This window comes from Cupriavidus sp. UYPR2.512, assembly GCF_000379565.1.
Taxonomy (GTDB): domain Bacteria; phylum Pseudomonadota; class Gammaproteobacteria; order Burkholderiales; family Burkholderiaceae; genus Cupriavidus.
In genome coordinates this window covers 22,945-42,122 of the sequence record NZ_KB903053.1, presented here as the reverse complement: position 1 = coordinate 42,122, position 19,178 = coordinate 22,945, and the positions used below count along the sequence as shown (strand labels likewise).

The window sequence follows — 19,178 nt, the reverse complement described above, 5'->3', positions numbered from 1 at the left end:
CCTGAGAATACCTGCGCGGTTACCGCCTGGTATTGCTCGCCCGTCCGGCGAACTGGACGCAAAGGCCATGCCGGGATCTGGATGCAGGCCCGCGCTGAACCTCTCGCCCGCGCGGGCTCCAGATCTGAGCCTGGCTTGGCTTCGCCATCCGGATTTGTATTGGCATTTATTGAACGTTCTCGTATACGCGTATTGGCACACCGGTCCTCGTGAAGCGCATCGCTGGGCCGCCTGCATCACACCATACTGTCCGGCGCGGAGATAGCCGCCGTCGCCAATGCGCGCAGGAAAAGTGCGTACCGGCCCGGATTTCGGCCGCAGCATGATCCGGGCCGATTCGCGTCGAGTCGCCATCCGCAAGCTGGCCATGCTGCTGCGCTGACGCGTTTCTTCTTGCAAGCTTGCAAGAAAAAATTACCACGGCGGCGCCTGGCAACATCGGAGCCAGCGTATGGCGCCGCAAACTGGCGCAGGCATGGTCATTGCGCTATCCCATCCCATCCTCTTGAAGCAAGGAGCACAGCATGCAAAACCAACCTCCTACCAGTGAAGGTGCGGCCATTGTTGGATCAGGCGTGGGCGAAGGCCCGGGCCCCGAAGTCATGGCGGCATCCAGCCTGGACGGCACCAAAGCATACTCATCCGATGGCGAACACGTTGGCAAGATTTCAGAAATCATGCTGGACGTGCCGCACGGACGCATCGCCTATGCGGTGCTGACCACCGGCGGCTTCCTCGGCATCGGCGATACGCTACACGCCATTCCATGGAATGCCCTGGTCATGGACACCGACGAGAAGTGCTTCCGGATCGCAGTGACAGCTGACCGTATCAAATCCGCCCCCGGCTTTAACAAGGACAGCTGGCCGAGTATGGCCGATCCGGGGTGGGGCAAGTCGCTGCACGAGTACTACGGCCGCGATCCGTACTGGATTTCGCCGCCGCTTTGATGCGCGCAGGCGGCGCGACTAAAGCGCAGGGGGCGACGCAGCCCAGGCGACATGCCGCCAGCGCGGAAAGACTTCCCGTAACCTGCCTGCAGCAAGTCTGCACCTTGGAGAGGCGGTGGACAGGTGAGCAGGCTGCCGGCCGCAATTTTGCGGGTGAGACACACCTCGCACGATTCACTGGGCCTTTCCCGCGCACGAGCGTCTGATACTTGGGCTCCGCCGTCCCCCGGCTCCGTGCCGCGAGGTGCCTTCGGAGCCGGCTGTTCAGATGGGAACAGAACTTGCGGGATGTTGCTCGTTCCGCAGCTTGCCACGGGTGTCACAATGACCTTTGCACAGGAGGGCCGTCATGAGCATCCTCAAAGACATACTGAACAAGCTCTTACATCGTTCCCCGCCTACCCAGGAGGCGAGCCCCACACCGCCTGACCAAGGTGCAACTACGCCCGCCGGCGCCACCCCAGCCACTCCAGCCACCACTGCGAAGCCGCTGTCCACGGTCGACGTCGAGGCCGTCATGGATAAGGCCGTTAGCGAATCGGGCCAACAACTGAACTGGCGCACTTCGATCGTCGACACCATGAAGGCACTCGGCATCGACAGCAGCCTGGAACATCGCAAGGAACTTGCAAAGGAGCTGAACTATACGGGGGACATGAACGACTCCGCCGCGCTGAACATCTGGTTGCACAAGAAGGTCATGGCGGAGCTGGCTGCGAACGGGGGCAAGCTGCCGCCGAACCTCATTGGGCCGTAGGGCCTCTGGACACGCCGGCCTGCCACATCAGTTGCCGTGCACGAAAATGTGTGGCCGCATAGGGGATGTTGGGGAGCGACGCCGAAGGCTGATTCCTGCAGCAGAAACCTGGGTATGCGTCGCGTCAGCATACCGGCGTCCCCCCGGAGCAAGGTCACTGCGGGTCCAGCGCAAAAAAATCCACGCTCTGGCGCAGCTCGGCAGATGTGGGGAACTGCTGGGCCCCTAATTCAGGGCTTTCCGGTAGGTGTCCACGTAATGCACTCCGTATCGGATGAGCTCCCGCATTGCCGTCAGATGTTGGTCGGACTGGCCGGCCATGGTTAACGCAAGCGAGAACTCGTTCAACAAGGCCCGAAGCACCTGTTTGTCCTGCCCCGCAGTGGTCCTGAAATGTACGAAGGCTTTTTCCGCGACATCTGCAATGTCGGCCGCGGTTGTGTGACCATCAATTCCAGCGGCGGCAGCCAAACTAATAATTTCTTCAACATAAATATGAACGATAGGGGTCACCATCCCCTCCTTTCCTTCTCGGGACGAAGGCGCGTTTGCGCCGTCCATCAAGCCGGGGCTGGAATGCGCGCTACTCCTTTTCTCGTCGCTGCGTGTGGAAGGTGCATGAGCGGGACTCCCTGCGCCATCCCGCCGCGACCCGAACGCCTGCGCGTAATGCCACGTAAGCTCGGCCCCTAGCAAGAAGATCTGGGCGGCGTAGTACACCCATAACAGGAGGACCACGAGAGAACCTGCGGCGCCATATCCGTTGGCAATGCCGCTCTTACCAATATACAAGCCAATCAGGAACTTCCCGAGAGTGAAGAGCAGCGCGGTAACCGCGGCGCCCAGCCAGACGTCGAGCCAGTGGACCTTTGCCCGAGGCATGATTTTGTAAATCATGGCGAACACCACCGTCATCAATACCAGGCTCACAACGGTGTCAAGTACGTGTCCGATAACCTCGCCTATGCCAAGAGGCGGTCCCCACACGCGGCCCATTGCCGAAATGCCGGCACTAAGCAGAAGGGACACGACCACCAGAAAGCCGATCCCAAGAATCATGCCGAACGAGAGGATTCGAACGCGGATAAGCGAGATCAGACCCGAAATCTTTTGGCGCTCCGGGACGCGCCAGATCCGGTCCAGGTCGGACTGCAATTCCGCGAAGACGGTAGTCGCGCCCACCAGCAATGTCAGCACACCAAGCACGGCAGTCAGCGTACTGGCGGCCGGTTCACTGACCGCCAGCAGCATATCTTCAACTGCCTTGGCCCCTTCGTCGCCAAGCAGTCCCTGCAGTTGGCTTACTACCTCGCCGCGCGCGGCGTCGGCCCCAAACACCACGCCCGCCACGGTGATGACGATCAGCAAGAGCGGCGCAATGGAAAACACTGTGTAGTAAGCCAGCGCAGCCCCCATGCTTGGGGCATAGTCATCCAGCCACGAACTAACGCTGGCGCGCACCAAGGCAAAGGCGGCACGAGGCGAGAGCGGGTGAAACGACTGCATGGCTGTGTGCCGTGGTGGGAGGCATCAGGGACATTCAGCAATTCCCGTTCCAGAGAGAACCGACGGCTCTCGAACGTGATCCAAGGAATGGATAGTACGTTGGAGAGCGAGATGAGGCGTCCCCGGACTCGACAGATGCGTAGCGCTGCCGATCGCAGTGATGCCGGAACGTCATCCTGAGAATGGATTTCTTGCCTGCCGTTGTAATAGTGGCCAAACAGGCAGGGCTGCGCTCGAGCGTTATCCATTGGCATCGCCCCTTATGTGAGGCAATCGGCATGTGACATCTGTACTTCCGGAGGTTGACTGCATCACCGGGCAACTGTTCCCGATCCGGTACTTCCGTTCACATCCCGCTTCACCCTCGCCAACGCATCGGAATCAATCCGGTTGGATGTTCTTCTCCCGGATGACCTTGGTCCACCGGGCAGAATCCTCCCTCATGATCTTGTCAAACGCCTCCGGAGTGGTGCCGGTAAGGGTGATGCCATATTCCGTCATACGCCGCTTGATTTCCGGCATACCCAACACGGCATTGAGATCGCGAGAGAATTTCTGCGTAATCTCTTTTGGCGTCCTTGCCGGCAAGAGCAGGCCGTACCAGCCGATGCTTTCCAGGCCGATGTCGCGATAGCCGGCTTCGACGAAAGTCGGCGTGTTGGGCAATTGCTGCGCTCTCGTCGCGCCGGTTACCGCGACCGGGTTCAACTTGCCATCGGCCGCATACGGTTTGGCGCCCGGCACGGAAAGGATGATCGCCGAGAGCTGACCGCCCAACAGGTCGGTCAGGGCCGGTCGCTCGCCCTTATACGGTACGTGAAGGATGTCGATCTTTGCGGCGTCCTTAAGGAGCTCCATGTACAAGTGTCCGGCGGAGCCGGTGCCAAAGGAGCCATAGCTGTAATGGCCGGGCCGGGCCCGCGCGAGGGCGATGAACTCGGCCAGGCTCCTGGCAGGGATCGACGGGTTCAGTGCAAAGGCCAGGGGCATGGTCGCCACCTGCGAGACCGGGGCGAAGTCCTTCAGCGGATCGAATGAGACCTTCTTGTAGAGTGCGGGTGCCTGCACCAATGCAGTGACAGTAAGCAAGGCGATATAACCATCGGGGGCCGATTTGGCTACGGCTTCGGCGGCTACGATCCCGGAGGCCCCAGTCTTGTTCTCAACAATCACCGGCTGCTGCCAGATCTTGCTCAGCTGTTCCGCGATCAGGCGAGCCATGACATCTGAGGACCCCCCGGGCGCAAAGGGCAGGACGATCCTGACGGGCTTCTGTGGAAACGGTGTGGTCTCGGCAAGCGCAGCGCCCGTGGCCAGCCCGAAGGCGCTGGCTATCATGGCACCTATTACAACGCGTCGTCTTGAATGATGTGGCATTGCTGTCTCCGTAGTTGTTGTTCGAGGTTCTGGCTACCGCGACCGTTAGGTCGCCCAATCCGAAGGCACCGTAAGCGGGAAATCAAGCAGCATCTGGGCAAAGCTCTTGCCGAGCGGGTCCGATCGCAGGCTGGAAGAGCCGCCGCCGCCCAGAGCCTGATGGAGTACGAAATTCAAGGCATGGAGGCCAGGTACGTCATAGCGCTTCACATCCCCCTGGACGAGGTGCGAAAACCACTGCCTGACAGCCTGAGGAGTCAGCTGGTCCCGGAGCAACGGCAAGAAGCGGGGTTCGCGCGCAATGACGCCGATGTTCTCGTCATCGCCCTTGTCACCACTGCGCGCCCACGCCAATGCGATCAATGGCACCCTGGCTTGCGGCCCCGACGGACTTCGCCAGGGCTCGGCGCAAGGCAAGACGGGGGCGAAAGCGTGTTCGCCGGACAGCGCTGCCACGGCAATGCACTCTTCACGTCCATCCATGCAGACCGTCAGGGGTACTTCCTCTTTCGGGACGAGGAAGGAAAAGACCTTTACCACCTGCTGGACGTCGGCCCGGCCGAACAATGTGGCGCGCGTGCCAGCCGCCATCGAGGTCCCGCATGATGCGCATTCGCGTTGAAGGTACAACAACGCCTTTGGCTCCGGATGGCGTGCCGCCAGGCGCAGCAGGACCTCGCGCGTTGGCAGCGGGCGAGCGATTGCGCCATAGAGCGCCTCGCAGCCGATCAGCTCCACGCTGGTCTCGCTATAGTCCTGGTAGCCCTTTTCAGCCATCATGCGGCGGGTGCGCGCGAGCAAGGCCGCAGCCGTCCGTTGCGCCTTCGCCGGGGCGTCGATGCCGCGAATCGCCAGCGCGAGGGCAATCTGGTGGCCATCGAGCCAGGTGCCATTGGCCTTGTAATGCGTGCCGGGGGCGCGCCCGCGTGCGCCGCTTACCCGCACCTGGCCAGCGTCCAGCGCCTCGGTGCGGACCTGCCGGAAGTCACAGGTGACATCCGGCATCAGGTATGCGCCGGGATCGCCGATCTCATACAGGATCTGTTCGGCGACGGCGGCCGGGTGGATCAAGCCTCCGGTACCTTCTGGCTTGGACAGGATGAAGCTGCCGTCATCGGCGCAGTCGATCACCGGGTAACCCATGCGGTCCCAGTCGTGCACCAGTTCCCAGTCAGTGAACAGCCCGCCGGTCGCCTGCGCGCCGCATTCGATCACATGACCCGCGAGGGTGGCGCTTGCCAGCCGGTCCCAGTCGCTCCAGGACCACCCGAACTCGTGGACCAGAGGCCCGACGACAACGGCGCTGTCGACACAACGGCCGGTAATGACTATGTCCGCTCCCCAGGAAAGGGCCCGGGCGATGCCCTGGGCGCCCACATAGGCATTGGCGGACATCAACTGCTGCGGCGGCGCTTCCCCCGAATACATGTCCTTGAGGCCTTGCGCCTGCCACGCGGGCATCGCGGCCATGATGTCATCGCCTGCCACCACGGCGATCTTCGGGCGCAGGCCCTGGCGCTCCGCCACGCCGAGCAGGGCGTCACGGCACGCCTGGGGATTGAGTCCGCCTGCGTTCGCCACTACCTTGATGCCGCGCCGGAGGATCTCTGACAGGTGCGGCGCCATGGCCGCGTGCACGAAGTCGGTGGCATACCCGAGCGCCGGATCCCTGGCCCGGGCGCGCGACATGATGGACATCGTGGTTTCGGCCAGATAGTCGTAGACCAGGTATTGCAGACCCGGCACCGCGAGCAACTGCGGGGTTGCCGTAGCCGAATCGCCCCAGAAACCGGACGCTCCGCCTATCCGTACGCTGCGTGAGGCCTTCATGCCGGCTCCTCCTCGGTGACAGCCTGTACATGGACCAGCTTCCCGCCGGCCCGCGCCAGGGCGCCCACCTGTCCCGCCAGTTCCGTGACCTGGCCCGCGAACGGCGCGGTCAGCGTGTGCTCCATCTTCATGGCCTCCATGACCACCAGCGCTTGCCCGGCTGCTACCACATCGCCGACACCGACGTGGATGGCCGCAATGCGGCCTGTCAGGGGCGCGGTCACGGCGCCGCTGCCCGCCTCCTTGACGCGTGCCCGGCGCGGGTCGGCCGGACGGAAGCGCCAGGCGCGTCCCCGCACGAAGAGGTGGATGCCGTCGGCGTCCCGGGCCAGGACCACCTTGTGCACCTGTGTGCCGCACTCGATCCAGAACACGCCGTCGGCCGGCGGCCGCACGATGGCGAGGCGCATGGCATGGGGCTGCGCCTCGTGCCATACCGTGGCTCCGGTACCGTCGCCGGCGGGTTCCAGTTCGACGCGCCAGCGATGCTTGCCAAGCTCCAGGTCTACTGTCGACACCGTGCGGCTCAGGCGAAGCGGCTCGCGTTCGGGCAGTCCGGCCGCGCATAGTGCCGCGATGGCAATCGTCTCGACATCGGGGCACCGCGGCGCCAGTGCCTCGCCCATATGCTGGGCAATGAAGCCGGTGTGAACCTCGCCACGGGCAAACACGGGATGAGCCAGGCAATCGGCCAGGAAGCGCTGGTTGCTTTCGACACCCAGCAGCACGCAGTCTTGTACGGCGCTGAGCAGCTTTCGGCGCGCTTCCTCGCGCGTGCGGCCGTGCGCCACAAGCTTGGCCACCATCGAGTCATAGTGAGGCGGTACCATACCGCCTTCGCGGAGTCCGTGATCGACGCGCACGTCATGCCTGTCGCCTGGGGGCCGCCAGCGCAGCACCGCTCCGCCCTGTGGCAGGAAGCCTGCGGCCACGTCCTCGGCAGTCAGGCGCACTTCGATCGCATGGCCGTCAAGCGCGATGGAGGATTGGCTGAAGGGCAGCGGCTCGCCGCTGGCGACACGCAGCTGCCATTCCACCAGGTCCAGGCCGGTGATGGCTTCGGTCACCGCATGCTCGACCTGGAGCCGGGTGTTCATCTCCATGAAATAGAAATTGCCCGAACGGTCCAGCAGGAACTCCATGGTGCCGGCGCCCACGTAGCCGATCTTGCGGGCGGCCCTGACTGCCGCGGCGCCCATGCTTTCGCGCAGCTCCGGGCTGACCGCGGGGGAAGGCGCCTCTTCGATCAGCTTCTGGTGCCGGCGCTGCACGGAACAATCGCGTTCGCCCAGGTGGATGGCGTGACCGCGATGGTCGGCGAGAACCTGGATCTCGATGTGGCGGGGTTCCAGTACCGCGCGCTCCAGGATCAGCTCACCGGAGCCAAACGCGGTGAGGGCCTCGGAGCGTGCGCTGGCCAGGGCGGCAGGCAGGTCCGCGGCGGCGTGCACCAGCCGCATGCCGCGCCCGCCGCCGCCGGCCGTGGCCTTGACCATGATGGGAAACCCGATCTCGCCGGCGGCCGCCAGGAGGGTGGCATCGCTCTGGTCCTCGCCCTGATAGCCAGGGACGCAGGGCATGCCCGCGGCCAGCATCAGGCGCTTGGCTTCCGCCTTGTTCCCCATCGCGCGAATGGCTTCTGCGGAGGGACCGACAAACACCAGTCCCGCACGGGTGACCGCATCCGCGAAGTGCTCATTCTCGGCAAGGAAGCCGTAGCCCGGGTGCACCGCGTCTGCCCCGGCGGACTGCGCGGCCTGAAGGATGGCCTCGATGTTGAGATAGGACTCCCTGGGGGCGGCGGGACCAACACAGACAGCCGTGTCGGCTTCGAAGACATGGGGGCTGGCGCGATCGGCGTCCGAATAGATGGCCACGGTGCGCAGGCCGAGGCGGCGCGCCGTGCGCATGACACGAATCGCGATTTCACCGCGGTTCGCGACCAGCAAGGTATGGAAAGGTCTGGCTTGGGCACTCATCGGTCTACCTCCAGGGTGCGCACTCGATCGGATGCGTCGCTGCGTGGCGCGGCTTGCGATGCGCTGTCTTTGGCAGGGTCAGCGGCTGGTGACGATGCCGCGGGGACAGCGTGGGCGCCGCGGACCATGTCGGCATCGAACCGGACGCACCAGTGTGCGTCGCGGCGTTCCCGGAACGCCGACGTGCCTTCCGCGCCTTCGTGGCGCAGGCATTGGGCAAACAGCCTCGCGGCATCGTCCAACAGGGGCGCCGCGGGCTCGCTCGTGCAGCGCGCGACGAGCGACTTGAAGGCGCGGTTGGCGCCTGGGGCACAGCGTCCGATACGGGTCAGCCATTCTGCTTCGAGCGCGTCGAGTCCTTCACTGTCCCCCGCCAGCGCGTCGGCCAGGCCAATGGCCACCGCCGCGGTGCCGCTGATGCGTTCGCCGCTCAGGCCCAGGCGCCGCGTCGCGGCCGCACCGATCCGCGCCACGACGAAGGGGGCGATCTGCGCGGCAATGACGCCAAGGGTCGTTTCCGACAACGCGAACCGCGCGGCGTGCGTGGCGAGTACCAAGTCCGCTGCGCAGACCAGCCCGACACCGCCGCCCATGGCAGCGCCTTCCACCACCGCAAGCACCGGCACCGGCAGCGAGGCGAGACGCTTCATGAGGTGGCCGAACTGACGGTTGCGGGTGGCAATGGGATCCTCGGAGCCTGCCGCCGCCGCCAGGCTCTCGCGGAAGCCACCGATATTGCCGCCCGCGCAGAACATCGCGCCCGCTCCGCGCAGCACCAGCGCGCGCGCATGGCTGTCTTGTTCAGCCATATCCAGGACCTGCGTGATCTCGGCCAGCAGTTCAGGGCTCAGCGCATTGCGGCTTTCCGGTTGGTTGAGGGTGATAAAAAGCACGCCGTGCAGACGGCGCACGACGAGGTAACGGAACTGGCTCAGGGTTTCCATGGTCGTCAGCATCCGTTCTCAGCGCGAACCCATGAGGCCCATTTGCTTGGCGATCACCTGCATCATGACTTCGTCGGCCCCGCCGCCGATCGAGCCGAGCCGGAAGTCGCGGTAGGCGCGCGAGACCGGGTTGTCCCAGGTGTACCCCATGCCGCCCTGGAACTGCATGCACCATTCGGCGATCTCGCGGGACAGGCGGCCCGCCTTGAGCTTGGCCATGGAAGCAAGCTCGACCACATCGCCACCATTGATGTAGGTCTGCGTGGCCATATAGACCAGGCCGCGCAGCGCTTCCAGTTCGGTCTTGAGCTCGGCCAGCTTGAACTGGATGAACTGGTTATCCAGCAGCGGCTTGCCGAACGCCGTGCGCTGGCGCAGGTAGTTCGCGGTCTCGTCGATGAGCTGGATCGCGGCCAGGCGGCGCGCGGCGGCGCCGAGGCGTTCTTCCTGGAACTGCTTCATCTGGTAGATGAAGCCCATGCCCTCTTCGCCGATGCGGTGGCGTACCGGGACCCGCACCTCGTCGAAGAAGATCTGCGCGGTGTCGGAGCACCACATGCCGAACTTCTTGATCTTCTGGACTTCGATGCCCCTGGCCCGCTTGCCGCCTTCCTTGAGCGGCACGATGATCAGGGACTTGTTCTTGTGGGAAGGGCCGTCCGAGGTGTTGCACAGCAGGCAGATCCAGTCTGCCTGGGTACCGTTGGTGATCCACATCTTGGAGCCCGAGATCACGTAGTCGTCGCCATCACGCCTTGCACGGGTCTTGAGGGACGCTACGTCGGAACCGGCACCCTGTTCCGAGACGCCGATGGAGACCACCACGTCCCCCGCAATCGCGGGAACCAGGAATTCGCGCTTGAGTTCTTCGGAACCAAAGGCGGCCAGGGCAGGCGTTGCCATGTCGGTTTGCACGCCGACACCCATGCTGACCCCCTGGGCGCGCACATAGCCCATGGCTTCTCCAGCGGCGACGGCGTAGGAGAAATCGAGGCCCATGCCGCCGTACTCAGTCGGCTTGTTGATGCCGAGGAAGCCAAGGTCACCCATCTTCTTGAACAGCGCATGGGCCGGGAAGATCTCGGCGGCTTCCCATTCGTCGACAAAGGGATCCACTTCGCTGGCCAGGAAGCGGCGGATGCTCTGCATGATGCTGTGGTGGTCTTCTTTGTACATTTGACTTGTCCGGAATTGATCGGGGAATCAGGGAATCAGAAGCGGGCAACACCGAACTGCACGGGGTGGGTGTCGCGGCGCATGCCTTCGCGCGCGGTGGCCAGCACGAATGCCAGTACGGCGCGGGTGTCGCGCGGGTCGATCATTCCATCGTCCAGCATCAGTCCGCTGGTAATGAATGCGCTGGCCTGCCGCTCGAAGGTGGCAATGATTTCGTGCTTCTGCCTGGCCAGCGCTTCCTCGTCGACCGGGCGGCCTTTGCGTTCAGCCTGCTGGCGCGCGACGATTTCCATCGTCATGGCAGCCTGCTCGCCGCCCATGACGGCGGTCTTGGCGTTGGGCCAGGAGAAGCTGAAGTGCGGCCGGAACGACTGTCCGCACATGCCGTAATTGCCTGCTCCGAATGAAGCGCCGCAATACAGCGTGATATGCGGGACACGAGAGTTGGATAGCGCCTGGATCATCTTCGATCCATGCTTGATCATTCCGGCCTCTTCGGACATCCGTCCGACAATGAAGCCGGTGGTGTTCTGCATGAATACGATCGGCGTCGCCGACTGGTTGCAGAGCTGGATAAACTGGGCCGCCTTGGTTGCGCCCGCCGGATCGATCGGCCCGTTGTTGGAAATGATGCCCACCGCCTGGCCCTGGATCCGGGCATGGCCGCACAGCGTGGAAACGCCGTAGTCGGGCTTGAAGGCGAGCCAGGCCGATTCGTCGACGATGCGGGCGATGATTTCGCGCATGTCGACCGGCTTCTTGACGTCCAGCGGCATGACGCCCGCGAGCTCGTCCGGGTCCAGCGCAGGCGGCTTGCCAGGCAACGGCGAGGCAAGGTCCGGCCAGTCCAGTGCCGCCACGATATCGCGGGCAATGGCGATCGCATGCGCGTCATCCTCGCCGACATACTCGGCGAGGCCGCTGACCTGGGCGTGCATATTCGCGCCGCCCAGCTCCTCGTCGGTGGCGATCTCGCCCGTTGCGGCCTTCAGCAGCGGCGGGCCGGCAAGGAAGGCGCGCGCGCGCTGGCGCACCATGACCACGTAGTCCGACAAGCCGGGCATGTAAGCGCCGCCGGCCGTCGACGAACCATGGACTACCGTGATCACCGGCAGCCCGGCCGCCGACAGCCGGGCCAGGTTGTAGAACAGCCCGCCACCGCGGATGAAGCGCTCCACGCGATAAGCGCGCAGGTTGGCCCCGGCGGACTCGACCAGATGGATGAACGGCAGCCGGTTCTGCAGCGCGATCTCCTGGGCGCGCAGCACCTTCCTGCTGCCAGCGTCCACGAAAGCGCCGGCATTGATGGCCGAATCCGACGCCACCACCATGCAGCGTACCCCGGATACGAAGCCGATGCCGACGATCTGGCCGCCACCGGGTACCGAGGTATCAGGGTCGGCATCTTCGGTGCAGTAGCCGGCCATATTGCCGATTTCCAGGAACGGTGCGCCGGGATCGAGCAGGCGGGCTACCCGCTCGCGGGGCAGCAGGGCGCCGCGCTTGTCGAAGACGGCCTTGGCCTTGTACGAGGTGTCGCGCGAGCGTTGCTCAAGCTCGCGCAGGCGCTCGGACAGCGCCAGCATGCTCCGCCGCTGCTCTGCGAACGTCGGGTGGCTTGTGTCAATACGTGATTCGATTGGAGTCATGATGCGGCGGCTTCGTTGAAGGTCAGGAGGGCATCGAGGGCAACGGCGCCCTGGCCCTGTGGCCTGACCAGCAGAGGGTTGATTTCCAGTTCGGCAAGCGCGCTGCCGGCAGCCATGGCCGCCGTCGAGACCGCAACGATGGCCTGCGCCGCGGCGTCGATGTCGGCCGGCGGCTTGCCCCGGAAGCCCTGCATCAGGCGATAGGCGCGCAGCTCCTGCAGCATCTCGTGCGCCATGCCCGCGTCCACGGGAAGCAGCCGGTGCGAGACATCCTGGAACAGCTCCGTCATGATGCCGCCGAGGCCGACTGTCATGGTGAGGCCGAACACGGGATCCCGGGTTACGCCGATGATGAGCTCGCACACGCCTTGCTCCATCGGCTGCAGCAAGAGGCCCCGCAACTCTGCGTCCGGCGCGGCGGCTGATACGGTGTCGAGCATCTGCCGGGCTGCCTGCGCCACCTCATCGCAACCGAGGTTCAGGCGCACGCCACCTGCCTCGGTCTTGTGCGCGATGTCCGGGCTCAGGATCTTCATGGCCAGCGGTCCGCCCAGGCGCAGGGCGGCGGCGTTGGCCTGGGCCGCGTCGCGCACCACCTCGGCGTGGCCGGCAGGTACCCCGAACTGCGCAAGCCACTGCTTGACCTGATATTCGTCGGCGCGCGCCGGTGGCGGGGAGACAGGGGTGTTGGCGGCCGCGGCCGCCTTGCGCAGCGCGCTCCAGTGCGTGGTCCGCGCCGAACCTTCTGCCCAGCGCACAGCGGTGCCGAGCGCCTCGGTCGCGCGCGCGGCATCCGGAAATACGGGAATGCCCGCTGCCTCGAGTTGCCGTCTGGTATCGGCGCTCCCGGAGGTGGCGATGACGGCGACCAGGCAGTCAGTACGTGCCGCCACCTCGATCAGCTCGGGGGCGATCCGTTCGTAGAGGGAGCCCGTGGCGAACACAAGCAGGATGTCGGCGGCATCGTCGGCCATGATCGTCTGCAGCACTTCGGTGGCCAGGCGGCTGCGGCTGAACAGCTGGCCAGTCATGTCGACGGGGTTGCAGACCATCGCGATACCGGGCACGCTGTCCAGCAGCTTTTGCTGGCATGCCTGCGACAGCATCGGGAGCTGCAGGTCCTGCGCGCTCAGCAAGTCGGCGGTCACGGCGCCCATGGCGCCCGAGATCGACGCCACCACGACGCGCGATCCTACGCGCTTGCCGCGCTGGAAACGGGACAGGTAGGCCAGGTCCGCAAGATGCACCGTATGCCGGGCTTGCATCACGCCCAACTGGGCGAATGCCGCGCGATAGACGGCCCGGTTTCCCGCCAGGGCGGCGGTATGTGACTGGGTTACCTCCGAGCCGCGTTCGCTTTCACCGGCCTTGAGCAGGATCAGGGGCTTGTCTGCCTCACGCAGCCGCGTTGCGGCCGAGACAAAATTCTCGCCGTCGCGCAGGCCCTCCACGTAGCCGGCGATGGCTTGCGTGCCATCGTCGTCGGCCAGGTAGTCGAGGTAATCGGAAAAATCGAGGCAGGCTTCGTTGCCGGTATTGATGAAGTGCCGGAAGCGCATGTCCATCATCCAGCCGGTCACATAGATGTCGGAGCACATGCTGCCGCTTTGCGTGACCAGGCTGACATGGCCTGGCCGGTCGTCTGGCGGAAAGGTCCGGAAGGTGGGCACGAACGACGTGATCGCGCTGGTTGCCAGATTGGCCAGCCCCATGCAGTTGGGGCCGACAATCCGCATGCCCGTGCGCCGGGAGAAATCCACCAGCTGCTGTTGCCGCACGGCACCTTCGCTGCCGACCTCCGCGTAGCCGGCGGCATAGATGACCGCGGCGGGAATGCCCCTGGCGTGGCAGCGTTCGAGCATGGGCAGCACGTCGTCGACCGGGAGCGCGAGCACGGCCACATCCGGCGCCGTCGGCAACGATTCGACGTCGGGATAGCATTGGCGCCCGCCAAGCTCTGCGTACTTGGGATTGACCGGGAAGACCTCACCGGCGAAACCGAGCCGGCCGAGATGGTCGAGTGCGATGCCGCCGATGCGGTCAGGGTTGCCTGATGCGCCGAGGATGGCGATTGAGGACGGGTTCAGTACGGCCTCAAGCCGATGCTGTGGTTCCGGCATGCCTGTCTCCTGTGGAATTCTTCTGATGTCCAGGAGATTTCATGCGAAAGCGATGGCGACTTCAACGGCTATATCGTCTTTTGCCCATAATATGGGCACCATCCGGGGCAAGCCGATTGTCTTGGTGCTTCAGCTTGTGGCTTGGGAATTCACCTCTTCGACGATCAGGGAACCAAGCTCATGCCGGCGGGACAGCGGCATGCGGGTAGGAAAGACCATACTGATCGCCGCGAATCCGGACGGGACGGCAAAGGCGTGGCCGACGCCCGCCACGCCGAAACCCGCGGCAAGCGTGTAACCCAGTTGCCGGCTGCGTTCAACACCGGTAAGGACGCGGGCGATGGTCAGGCCATGGCTATGGTATTCGGCCGCATGGCGTTCATGGTGCTGGCGAATCTCGGCGTTGGTCATGGTGGACAGCAATGACAGGCTGCCGATGCCCAGCCCCAGGAGACGAGTCTGGCCCACCAGGCTCGTCAGATCGGGGTTTTGCGGCGGGACCTGTTCCAGGTGCAGGTTGTAGCTGTAGTCGCCGATGCCGATGACCAGGAACACACCCTCGCCGCTACGCCGTGCCAGGCGCAGCATGGTAGGGAGGTAGGCCTGAACCAGGGGCGGGCGCGACATGGTGCGCAGCCCCAGGAACATGGCAGCGGTGCCCAGGCGGAAGTTGCGCGTCCTGGGATCCTGTTCGGCGTAATCGCGTTGGACCAGGAAGCTGATCATGCGCTGCGCTGTCGCGCGGCTCAGCCCGGTGAGCTCCACGAGCTGGCGCAGCGACATGCCGTTGACATGGTGGTCGGCCAGCAGCGCCAGGATGGAAAAAACGCGCTCAAGGCTTTGGACGCCAGCGGGCGTCGATGATGACGGTGCCACGTGTTTCCATCTCCCGATGAATTTTGCCCACATTATAGGCATTCGGGATCATTTTCATTGGTGGATCTCCGGACATGTCATGAAATCGCAGCGGGTCAATGGCCATTGTGAGATCGACATGAGTGGAAACCGATTGGTAGAGGAATACCTCGCCTTCCTGGCGCAGGGACGTTTCATGCTGCAGCGCTCGCGCAGCAGCGGGCACTATGTATTCTTTCCCCGGGTGGCCGAGCCGCGCACCGGCAGCCGCGACCTGGAATGGGTGGCGGCTTCCGGCGAGGGCACGGTCTATGCAACGACCACGGTGCGCGCAAAACCGCCGCAGCCGAGCTACAACGTCGCCCTGATCACGCTCGCGGAGGGGCCGCGCATGATGAGCCGGGTGGAAGGCATCGAGCCGGATGCCGTGCGCATCGGCATGCCGGTACGCGCGCGTGTCGCGCAGGCCGAAGGCAAGCCGCTGGTGGTGTTCGATGCTGTCGCGGAGGTGGCGCCATGAACGACCGCTTCCCGCGCGGCGAAGCCGCCATCGTGGCCGCGGCAACCCATGGCATGGGGGTGGCGCCAGGACAGAGCTCCATGGAGCTGGCGGTGGGCGCCAGCCTCAAGGCACTGGATCAGGTCGGGCTGACGCCGGCCGATGTCGACGGACTCTTCGTGGCCCTGCCGGACGACTTCATGTCCGGCCTCGGCCTGGCGGAATATCTCGGCATTTCACCGCGGCTGACTGAGAACAACCGGACGGGCGGCTCGGCGTTCATGACCCATGCCATGTGGGCGGCGCTGGCACTGGCCACCGGCCAGTGCAACGTGGCGCTGATCGCCTACGGCAGCAACCAGCGCAGCGCAGCCGGCGGCCTGGTCATGTCGATGCGGCAGAACGCCTTCGAGGCCCCCTACAAGCTGCCCCGGCCCGTCGGCGCGTATGCGATGGCGGCGGCGCGTTACAAGCACGCGTACGGCTTGAAGCGCGAGCAACTCGGCGAGGTCGCGCTGGCTGCGCGGCAATGGGCGCAGCTCAACCCCGACGCCTTCGCGCGCGACCCGATGACGATGGACGACTACCTTGGCGCGCGCATGGTTGCCGATCCGCTGGGCGTGCGCGACTGTTGCCTGGTGACGGACGGCGCGGCGGCAGTGGTGATGGTGCGTGCGGACCGCGCCAGCGATCTCACGCGCACACCGGTGTACCTGCTTGGCGCCGCCGCGGCCACCGAGCACCGCGACATTACCGCCATGCCCGATCTGACCCATACGGCAGCGCGTCTGTCCGGCCGGCGTGCATTCGAGCAGGCGGGCGTGCGGCCGCAGGACATCGACGTTGTGCAGCTTTATGACGCCTTCACCATCAACACCTTGCTGTTCCTCGAGGATCTTGGCTTTTGCGCAAAGGGGGAAGGCGCCAGCTTCGTGGAGGGCGGCCGTATTGCGCCCGGCGGTGCGCTGCCGGTGAACACCAACGGCGGCGGCCTGTCATGCGTGCACCCCGGCATGTATGGCCTCTTCGCCATGGTTGAGGCCACCGAGCAACTGATGGGCAGGGCCGGCGCGCGTCAGGTGGACTCGGCAAGGCTGGCGCTTGCGCATGGCAATGGCGGTGAATTGTCCAGTCAGGCGACCGTGGTGCTGGGCACCCGGGAGACCCTGTAACTTCAACCAGGAGGCACCCCATGGATTTGTCCTTTAGCCGGGAGGAACTTGCGTTCCGCCTGGAGGTCGGCGCCTTTGTCCGCGAGGCCTTGCCCGCCGACATCAAGAACAAGGTGTTGCGGCACCAGCGGCTGGAGCGTGACGACTACGTGCGCTGGCACCGCATCCTGTTCGAGCGGGGCTGGGGCGCGCCCGCGTGGCCAGTGGAGCATGGTGGAACCGGCTGGAGCCCGCTGCAGCGCATGCTCTTCGAGATCGAGTGCTTTCGCGGCGGCGCTCCCCGCCTGCTGCCGTTCGGCCTGTCGATGATCGGGCCGGTGCTGATCAAGTTTTCCAGCCGCGCGATGCAGGAACGCTTTCTGCCCCGGATTCCACCCGTGCTGGATTTCTGGTGTCAGGGATATTCAGAGCCCGGTGCCGGCTCCGACCTTGCCTCGCTCCGCACGCGTGCCGTGCGCCATGGAGAGCGCTATGTCGTGAACGGGCAAAAGACCTGGAACACGCTGGGACATCATGCGGACTGGATGTTCTGCCTGGTGCGGACCGATCCGCAGGCCAAGCCGCAGAAAGGCATCTCGCTGCTGCTGATCGACATGAAGTCTCCCGGCATCTCCGTTCGCCCTATCGTCACATTGGATGGCGGACGCGAGATCAATGAAGTCTGGCTGGAAGACGTGGAGGTGCCGGCTGAGAACCTGGTGGGTGAAGAGAATCGGGGCTGGACCTACGCCAAATACCTGCTCGGGCATGAGCGCACCGGTATCGCCGGCATCGGCCATTGTCATCGTGAACTCAAGCTGCTCAAGGAAATCGCCGCCAGCACGCCTTGCCGGGGCCGGAGCATGCTGGAGGAGCCGCGGATGCGTGACAAGATCGCGCGCATCGAGATGGAAGTGATGGCGTTGGAGATGCTGCTGCTGCGCGTCGCCGCCCAGGATGACGGCAGTGGCCCGGGTCCGCAAGCCTCCATCCTCAAGATCCGCGGCTCCGAGATCCAGCAGGACCTGGCCATGCTGCAAATGGAGATTGCCGGGCTGAATGCCTGGCCATACGACCCGGAATGGCTGGTGGCCGGCAACGAACCGGCAATCAGTGCCCCCGGCTGGGCCGCGCCAGCGACCGCTACCTATTTCGACCTGCGCAAGACCTCCATCTACGGTGGGGCCACCGAAGTGCAGAAGAACATCATCGCCAAGATGATTCTTGGCTTTTAAGGGCGATAGATCATGGATCTCAAGCCGAATGCCGAGCAGCGCATGCTCTGCGATAGCCTGCGACGCTATCTCGACAGCGAATACACCTTCGAGCAACGCCGCTCGATCGCCCGCAGGGGCGGCAGCTTCAGTCGGCAGGCATGGCGCGCACTGGCGGACCTGGGCGTACTGGGCCTGACCATTGCGCCGGAGTATGGCGGCTTTGGCCAGGGCGCGGCGAGTCAGCTGCTGGTGCAGCACGAACTGGGCCGGGCCCTGGTCCTGGAGCCGGTAACGGTCAGCGCGGTGATGGCGGCCGCCGTCCTGCAGCGTCATGGCAGCGAGGCGCAGCGGCTGGAATGGCTGCCGGCGATGGCGGCGGGTGAACGTATTGTCGGGCTCGCCTACCTGGAGGACGAGGGCGCACGCGATGCCCGCGGCGAAGTCTGCGCCAAGGCGGTCCGCACCGGCACAGGGTACAGCCTGTCGGGCCGCAAGACGCTGGTCTGGCACGGGGAGGTGGCCGACGCGCTGCTGGTGATGGCGAGCGTGGCCGGCGAGGGCCCGGCGCTGTTCATGGTTCCGGGCGTGGCCACGGGGCTGCGGTGCGAGGGCTATCCCACCATTGACGGCCTGCGCGCCTGCGACGTGGTGCTGAACAACGTCATGGTGCCGCCGCAGGCCTGCATCGGGCAGATGGGGGAGGGTGGCGCCGCGCTGGAAAGTGGGCTGGAGCATGGTATCGCTGCCTTGTGCGCTGAAGCGGGCGGCGCGATGGAGCGGCTGATCGAACTTACCGCCGACTACTTGCGCACCCGCCAGCAGTTCGGGAAGCCGCTGGGATCGTTTCAGGCGTTGCAACACCGCGTGGCCGACATGCTGGTGCAGAAGGAACTGGCCGTATCAATGGCCTTCGTGGCTGCCCAGGCCCTGAGCGAGCCCGATCCCGCACAGCGCGGCCGCATGCTGTCGGCGGCCAAGTTCATGGTCGCCAAGGCAGGGCGCTTTATCGGGCAGCAGGCGGTGCAGCTGCACGGCGGCATGGGCATGACCGATGAACTGGCAGTCGGTGACTATTTCAAGCGCCTGACCATGCTGGATCCGCTGCTCGGCGACAGCGACTGCCAGCTCGAACGCTTCGGCTCGCTGATGGAAGCCTGATCATCGTCCG

At 64.9% G+C, this 19,178-nt stretch carries 14 protein-coding genes and 1 pseudogene; 6 read left to right on the top strand and 9 right to left on the bottom strand.

Translation table 11 applies throughout. The annotated features are described in order from the left end of the window. Positions 1-524: 524 nt before the first annotated feature. Positions 525-950 (top strand): PRC-barrel domain-containing protein, encoded by a 426-nt coding sequence (locus tag A3A5_RS0119435; RefSeq protein ID WP_026200924.1) that lies wholly within the window; start codon positions 525-527, stop codon positions 948-950. Positions 951-1,299: 349 nt separating this feature from the next. Then, positions 1,300-1,707, top strand: coding sequence for a DUF3597 domain-containing protein (locus A3A5_RS0119430; RefSeq protein ID WP_026200923.1), 408 nt, complete (start codon positions 1,300-1,302; stop codon positions 1,705-1,707). Between the two features lie 632 nt (positions 1,708-2,339). Here A3A5_RS0119430 and A3A5_RS0119425 read toward each other — a convergent pair. The 9 genes and pseudogenes from A3A5_RS0119425 to A3A5_RS0119385 all read right to left on the bottom strand — a co-directional run. Then, positions 2,340-3,213 (bottom strand): annotated as a pseudogene (locus A3A5_RS0119425) (YihY/virulence factor BrkB family protein); the annotation flags it as partial. 381 nt (positions 3,214-3,594) lie between these two features. After that, positions 3,595-4,434 (bottom strand): tripartite tricarboxylate transporter substrate binding protein, encoded by an 840-nt coding sequence (locus A3A5_RS0119420; RefSeq protein ID WP_232431395.1) that lies wholly within the window; start codon positions 4,432-4,434, stop codon positions 3,595-3,597. Positions 4,435-4,635: 201 nt separating this feature from the next. Beyond that, positions 4,636-6,420, bottom strand: a complete 1,785-nt coding sequence (locus A3A5_RS0119415) for an acyclic terpene utilization AtuA family protein (RefSeq protein ID WP_018312197.1) — start codon at positions 6,418-6,420, stop codon at positions 4,636-4,638. Beyond that, a complete protein-coding gene (locus A3A5_RS0119410) occupies positions 6,417-8,399 on the bottom strand; it encodes an acetyl-CoA carboxylase biotin carboxylase subunit (protein WP_026200922.1) in 1,983 nt (660 codons plus the stop codon). Before A3A5_RS0119410 ends, A3A5_RS0119415 begins: the two co-directional genes overlap by 4 nt. Further along, on the bottom strand, positions 8,396-9,355 hold the full coding sequence (locus A3A5_RS0119405; RefSeq protein ID WP_018312195.1) for an enoyl-CoA hydratase/isomerase family protein: 960 nt from the start codon (positions 9,353-9,355) through the stop codon (positions 8,396-8,398). The genes A3A5_RS0119410 and A3A5_RS0119405 overlap by 4 nt, the downstream gene beginning before the upstream one ends. A 6-nt stretch (positions 9,356-9,361) precedes the next feature. After that, entirely contained in the window at positions 9,362-10,519 is a 1,158-nt protein-coding gene (locus A3A5_RS0119400; RefSeq protein WP_018312194.1) for an acyl-CoA dehydrogenase family protein, read from the bottom strand. Positions 10,520-10,554: 35 nt separating this feature from the next. Further along, on the bottom strand, positions 10,555-12,168 hold the full coding sequence (locus A3A5_RS0119395) for an acyl-CoA carboxylase subunit beta (RefSeq protein ID WP_026200921.1): 1,614 nt from the start codon (positions 12,166-12,168) through the stop codon (positions 10,555-10,557). Beyond that, positions 12,165-14,288, bottom strand: coding sequence for an acetate--CoA ligase family protein (locus A3A5_RS0119390; RefSeq protein WP_018312192.1), 2,124 nt, complete (start codon positions 14,286-14,288; stop codon positions 12,165-12,167). The genes A3A5_RS0119395 and A3A5_RS0119390 overlap by 4 nt, the downstream gene beginning before the upstream one ends. 129 nt (positions 14,289-14,417) lie before the next feature. Continuing rightward, positions 14,418-15,071 carry an IclR family transcriptional regulator gene (locus A3A5_RS0119385; protein WP_232431394.1) on the bottom strand — a complete coding sequence of 218 codons (654 nt, stop codon included), beginning with the start codon at positions 15,069-15,071 and terminating at the stop codon, positions 14,418-14,420. A gap of 211 nt (positions 15,072-15,282) precedes the next feature. Between A3A5_RS0119385 and A3A5_RS0119380 the strand changes: the two genes are divergently transcribed. The 4 genes from A3A5_RS0119380 to A3A5_RS0119365 are packed head-to-tail and all read left to right on the top strand — an operon-like array spanning position 15,283 to position 19,168. After that, positions 15,283-15,663 carry a Zn-ribbon domain-containing OB-fold protein gene (locus tag A3A5_RS0119380; RefSeq protein WP_026200920.1) on the top strand — a complete coding sequence of 127 codons (381 nt, stop codon included), beginning with the start codon at positions 15,283-15,285 and terminating at the stop codon, positions 15,661-15,663. Then, entirely contained in the window at positions 15,660-16,814 is a 1,155-nt protein-coding gene (locus tag A3A5_RS0119375) for a thiolase (RefSeq protein WP_018312189.1), read from the top strand. Before A3A5_RS0119380 ends, A3A5_RS0119375 begins: the two co-directional genes overlap by 4 nt. A 20-nt stretch (positions 16,815-16,834) precedes the next feature. Continuing rightward, positions 16,835-18,028, top strand: coding sequence for an acyl-CoA dehydrogenase family protein (locus A3A5_RS0119370; RefSeq protein ID WP_018312188.1), 1,194 nt, complete (start codon positions 16,835-16,837; stop codon positions 18,026-18,028). A gap of 12 nt (positions 18,029-18,040) precedes the next feature. After that, entirely contained in the window at positions 18,041-19,168 is a 1,128-nt protein-coding gene (locus A3A5_RS0119365; RefSeq protein ID WP_018312187.1) for an acyl-CoA dehydrogenase family protein, read from the top strand. The last annotated feature ends 10 nt before the right edge of the window (positions 19,169-19,178 follow it).

Coding starts and splice junctions, on each gene's coding strand:
- A3A5_RS0119435 (WP_026200924.1), top strand. CDS start 525: ATGCAAAACCAACCTCCTACCAGTGAAGGTGCGGCCATTGTTGGATCA.
- A3A5_RS0119430 (WP_026200923.1), top strand. CDS start 1,300: ATGAGCATCCTCAAAGACATACTGAACAAGCTCTTACATCGTTCCCCG.
- A3A5_RS0119420 (WP_232431395.1), bottom strand. CDS start 4,434: ATGGCTCGCCTGATCGCGGAACAGCTGAGCAAGATCTGGCAGCAGCCG.
- A3A5_RS0119415 (WP_018312197.1), bottom strand. CDS start 6,420: ATGAAGGCCTCACGCAGCGTACGGATAGGCGGAGCGTCCGGTTTCTGG.
- A3A5_RS0119410 (WP_026200922.1), bottom strand. CDS start 8,399: ATGAGTGCCCAAGCCAGACCTTTCCATACCTTGCTGGTCGCGAACCGC.
- A3A5_RS0119405 (WP_018312195.1), bottom strand. CDS start 9,355: ATGCTGACGACCATGGAAACCCTGAGCCAGTTCCGTTACCTCGTCGTG.
- A3A5_RS0119400 (WP_018312194.1), bottom strand. CDS start 10,519: ATGTACAAAGAAGACCACCACAGCATCATGCAGAGCATCCGCCGCTTC.
- A3A5_RS0119395 (WP_026200921.1), bottom strand. CDS start 12,168: ATGACTCCAATCGAATCACGTATTGACACAAGCCACCCGACGTTCGCA.
- A3A5_RS0119390 (WP_018312192.1), bottom strand. CDS start 14,288: ATGCCGGAACCACAGCATCGGCTTGAGGCCGTACTGAACCCGTCCTCA.
- A3A5_RS0119385 (WP_232431394.1), bottom strand. CDS start 15,071: ATGTCGCTGCGCCAGCTCGTGGAGCTCACCGGGCTGAGCCGCGCGACA.
- A3A5_RS0119380 (WP_026200920.1), top strand. CDS start 15,283: ATGAGTGGAAACCGATTGGTAGAGGAATACCTCGCCTTCCTGGCGCAG.
- A3A5_RS0119375 (WP_018312189.1), top strand. CDS start 15,660: ATGAACGACCGCTTCCCGCGCGGCGAAGCCGCCATCGTGGCCGCGGCA.
- A3A5_RS0119370 (WP_018312188.1), top strand. CDS start 16,835: ATGGATTTGTCCTTTAGCCGGGAGGAACTTGCGTTCCGCCTGGAGGTC.
- A3A5_RS0119365 (WP_018312187.1), top strand. CDS start 18,041: ATGGATCTCAAGCCGAATGCCGAGCAGCGCATGCTCTGCGATAGCCTG.